Annotated in this window: 3 protein-coding genes and 1 pseudogene; all 4 read right to left on the bottom strand. The window is 26.0% G+C overall.

Going from position 1 to position 3,833, the window contains the following annotated elements:
• Window positions 1–321: 321 nt before the first annotated feature.
• Entirely contained in the window at window positions 322–1,041 is a 720-nt protein-coding gene (locus ACH2BC_RS03565; RefSeq protein WP_395052611.1) for an RloB family protein, read from the bottom strand.
• A gap of 2 nt (window positions 1,042–1,043) precedes the next feature.
• Window positions 1,044–2,255, bottom strand: coding sequence for an ATP/GTP-binding protein (locus ACH2BC_RS03560; RefSeq protein ID WP_395052610.1), 1,212 nt, complete (start codon window positions 2,253–2,255; stop codon window positions 1,044–1,046).
• A 104-nt stretch (window positions 2,256–2,359) separates the two neighbouring features.
• Window positions 2,360–2,803, bottom strand: a complete 444-nt coding sequence (locus ACH2BC_RS03555; protein WP_395052609.1) for a hypothetical protein — start codon at window positions 2,801–2,803, stop codon at window positions 2,360–2,362.
• Between the two features lie 91 nt (window positions 2,804–2,894).
• Window positions 2,895–3,833 (bottom strand): annotated as a pseudogene (locus tag ACH2BC_RS03550) (TonB-dependent receptor); the annotation flags it as partial.

Here is a 3,833-nt window from a genome sequence, read left to right as displayed (position 1 = left end):
TGTGAATATCGCTTTCGTCTGGACCACGATGTGACATTCTTTTAGAAAGTTGCTTAACTAGTTGTTCGTCTTTTCCTTTTCCTATAATGGCTAAAATTCCGCACATAATCTTTATTGTTTCGAGTTAGGAGTTTCTAATAATGAAACTTTTATTGTTTTACTGAAGCAAATTTGCGGAATAAGTTGTTGTTTGTAAAGTGAATTATTATTTTTAGTTATAAATTGTAACTAAAAATTGATTTTTGTGTTTTATTTGTAAGTTAGATTATGTTTTTTTGGTGGTTTGATTTGGATTTTTAAATTAGATTACGAAATATTAATTTATTCTGTATTCTTAATCTCTTCATTCAATTCAGTTGAATTTCCATTTAATTCATTTACTAATAAGTGTAATTTAGTACAAGGATTATGACTAGCATAGTTTTTACAATTATGATTAGCAATTAATTTTTCTGCATTTGATATTGCAGTTTTTTGGTTTCCATATTTTTCCAAAATTAAGTACATTTCTTTACTGTTCTTTTTATATTGAAATTTTCTTGGATTTTTACTTTTACTTTGAGCTTGAATTTTTGAATTAATTTCATTTTCTAATGCTTTTTTATAATCTTCTCTAGACATTGATGTATTTCTATATTGAAAATGTAACAAATACCATAACTCAAAAGCTTCATTAGTCCAACCAACTTTTATATTATTATTTTCAGCTAATATAATTGCACTATTAAAATTATTTGGACTAAAACCGTCTTTATCAAATACAGCCCAAACGCTATCATATTTTTGGCTTGAATTATTTCTAGCTTTGATAGTTCTTTTTACTAAATCTTTTGTATTTGAACCTTCACCTAAAGTTTCGATTGTGTAAACAAAAGATTTTACATTTGATTTGAAGGATTTGAAATAATTTGGTTCTGTTTTTTCTCCTTCACAAACAATTAAAAAATATACTCTTTCTAGTCTAGTTTTTACCTTACGTTTCTTTTCTACTCTATTAAAACGTTTTAAATCAGCATTATCAATTTTAATAATATTTGCCATATTTATATTTCTTGGAGATTTGAAATATAAGGAATTGCGCCGTAACGACCGTTTATATAATCTTTTTCAAAACTTCTATCTTTACGAACTGTTTTACCATCTCCATCTTTAAATTCAAGCAAAGAATATAAGTCTGTGGCTTCAAATTCATCTTTTTCAGTAAACCAAATTTGGTCTCTTCTAAAAAGATTTGCACCTAACAAATTTGTATCATGAGTAGTGAAAATTAATTGGGCTTTATTAGGATTAGTTTCTGGATTGTTGAAATATTTAATAATTTCTTGAGTTAATATTGGATGAAGTTTTGAATCTAGTTCATCAATTATTAATATTAATCCAAACTGAATTGCTAATACAATATAACCTGAAATATCAAATAATTTATTTGTTCCTGAAGATTCATTCTCAATTAATTTAAACTGTATATTTTCAACAATTTTTCCATTATTGTCAAATTTATAATGAACCGTTTTTAATCTATTTCTAAAGGATTTGGTTTCATCATCATCTAATAAAAATTTTTTAAACCCTAAATTTAAATTTTCAATAAATTTGTCAACTTTATCATCATAATATTCATCTTTATGAATAATTGATGTCATAATAATTGAATCTTGATGATCAATTCCAGACTTTAAATACGTATATGTGAAATTTTTTAAAATTTCTTTTGCAAAATGAATATTTAATTGGTCTAATAAAGATAAAAACAAACCATTTTCTCTTGTATTTTCAATAAATGTTTTGGCCTCACTAAATATTTCTGAAACTAATATTCCATCTTTATTTCTTATAAAATACAAATCCTCTTTTTTAGAATTTTCTTTTAAAATAAATAACCATTCAGAAAGAATTTTATCATTATTAAGCTCAAATCCATATCTATATCTAACTCCAGATTTAGAATACAAAATTTCAAAAAATGATGGTTCATTTTCTGTTTCAGTACTTAATAAAAAAGGTTTAGCGTTTAATTTATCAGTAGAATTAAGCTTTGAAGAATTTTTAACAGTAGAAACCATAAAATCCAAAGCTTTAATAAAATTGCTTTTACCACTAGAATTTGCACCATAAATTACAGCAGTGCGAAGAACTTTATATTTACCTTCTTTCACAACATTATCTTTAAGTTCAGTAATGCTTCCTGCTTCTAAACTAAATGTTTTTTTATCTTTAAATGATAAAAAATTTCCAACTGTAAATTCTAATAACATAATTTGGGATTTTAATATTTGAGTAATTATCTCATATAATTAACAAATGTAAATAAAAATTGTTGATAATTTTTAACTAATGAGATTTTTTCACATTTATATAACTATTCAACACTTTCAACGATAAACTTTGACCCATTAATCTCAAACGAAAATCCAACACTATTTCCAATAAGTTTTACACCAAGTGGCGATTGTGGTGAAAGTGCAATTATAGTTTTAGAATCTAATACAATTTTGGGTAAAGCTGCACTTATAAAAAGATACATTGCATTAGCTTTAACAACACTTCCTAGCGCAATTTTTGTATGAATTTGCGAAGCATCAATTTTGTCTAGAATTATTTTTTGATCTAGAATTTCTCTTAATTTATAATTTAGTTTTTCTTGTTCTATATGCATCATTGACAAAGCTGTTTCATGCTTGTCTCCAGCAGAACCTTTAGCATCATTTTTAGCATCTTCGGTTAAACCAGAAATCATATCACGAAAAACATCTATTTTATCTTGAAGTAATTGTTGGTGGTGTTTTAAGATATTTTGTTTCATATAAAGATTTAACCACAAAGTTCACAAAGAAAGCGCAAAGGACACAAATTATTTATATATTTTTAAAACTATATAAACTTAGTGATAACTATTAAAAATCAAATTTATAATTTCCACCAAGCAACACTTGAACGCCTTGAACTGGATAATTTATCCAACGTTGGTAATTCTGATTGGCAAGATTATTTCCTTTTATGAAAAATGTCAATCGTTCGTTGTGCTTGTAACCTATGTGTGAATTTAAATCTAAATAACTATCTAATTTAGTAATTCCTGGAAAAATATCGCCTGTGTCAGAAAGTATAACTCGTTCGTCTTTTCTTTCGCCTACAAAAAATACATTTACTCCTGCATACCATTTTGGTGTAATATTAAAATCTAAATTAGAATTTACTTTTATACTTGGTAAATTCCAAGGTTCAGCTTGATCTTTTGTGCTGTAACTAGAAAATGTTCCATTAATTCCAAAAGATACATTTTTAGAAAAATCAGCTTTCAATTCGCCAAAGAAACTTACTGTTTTTACATCATCATAAATTACATCAAATGAATTTCCAAAGGCATAACCTTCAACATTTGTATTTTGAATATAATAAGGATTGTTTTTAAACAACGCTTTATTTCCTTCATTAAAATAAGAACCACGAATATTATATCCAATAGAATTGGCTAATTTTCCTTTTAAACCAACATAAATATCATAACGTTGATCTGTTGGAGCAACTGCTATTGTTGGTGATACAAAGAAATTCGTATCAACAAATTCTTTATATGAATTTTGTTTTAAAGTTCCTTCTGCACCAGCGTAAGCAATCATTAAATCGCCAACAACTTTGTACGAAGCAGAAATATTTGGATAAACAAAAAACTTATTATTTCCGCCATTATTGGCTACACTGTAGAAAAATGTTGCTCCTAAATTTAAAGACAAATCATCTTTATTAATTTCAAAACTTGGTGAAAAACCTATGTTGGTTGTTCCATATTTGATTTCAGATAAGTTAAAATAATCTTTTTTGAAACTTCCGTT

Origin of the sequence: Flavobacterium sp. (genome assembly GCF_043760115.1) — a bacterium.
Classification (GTDB): domain Bacteria; phylum Bacteroidota; class Bacteroidia; order Flavobacteriales; family Flavobacteriaceae; genus Flavobacterium.
This window is presented reverse-complemented; position numbering and strand designations above follow the sequence as displayed.